The sequence below is a fragment of the Protofrankia sp. Cj3 genome (genome assembly GCF_917627355.1).
Classification (GTDB): Bacteria; Actinomycetota; Actinomycetes; order Frankiales; family Frankiaceae; genus Protofrankia.
In genome coordinates this window covers 3313-3844 of the sequence record NZ_CAKJTR010000313.1, presented here as the reverse complement: position 1 = coordinate 3844, position 532 = coordinate 3313, and the positions used below count along the sequence as shown (strand labels likewise).

The following is a 532-nucleotide window of genomic DNA, read 5'->3' as shown; positions in this document are numbered from 1 at the left end:
TCACATCTGGAACACCGAAGACGTAGAAGCATGGATTGCCGAACACCGGCCCTCCACCGATGACCGGACCTGACCGTCATCACGCCGCAGCCCCCCTCTCCGGGAGCCCCCGGAGCCGATCCACGTAGGCAACAAGCGCCGCCCGCGGGATGCGCCGTGCCCAGCCGATCCGGACGGATTCGAGCTGTCCGGCGTTGAGCAGCTCGTAGACAGTGGTGCGGCTGACGCCGAGCAGGTCGGCGGCTTCGGTGGTCGTGAGAAGAAGCGCGTGCACGGTTCCTCCCTCCAGTGATCGTCGGGTCGGGGTTCAGGCCGCGCGGGGCATGCCGGGGTCGGCTGCCGAAACCGGGCCGGGATGCCCGCGGGCCGTCCGTGCGGCACGGGCCGCGTCCAACTGGGTGCGCCAGTGGTGACTGTCCGCAACAGCCCGCAACAACATGTGTTCACGGCGCGGGGCGGCCGGATCACCCGGCCGGAGCAGCTGCCAGACCACCCGGTCGGATGTGCCGCCCTGACCACCACGTGCCTCGTT

Annotated in this window: 1 protein-coding gene and 1 pseudogene; both read right to left on the bottom strand. The window is 69.9% G+C overall.

The features are described 5' to 3' along the window. Positions 1 to 79 precede the first annotated feature (79 nt). Positions 80 to 274 (bottom strand): helix-turn-helix domain-containing protein, encoded by a 195-nt coding sequence (locus tag MJ783_RS22930; RefSeq protein ID WP_239313902.1) that lies wholly within the window; start codon positions 272 to 274, stop codon positions 80 to 82. 33 nt (positions 275 to 307) lie between these two features. Continuing rightward, a pseudogene (locus MJ783_RS22925) lies at positions 308 to 532 on the bottom strand (hypothetical protein); the annotation flags it as partial.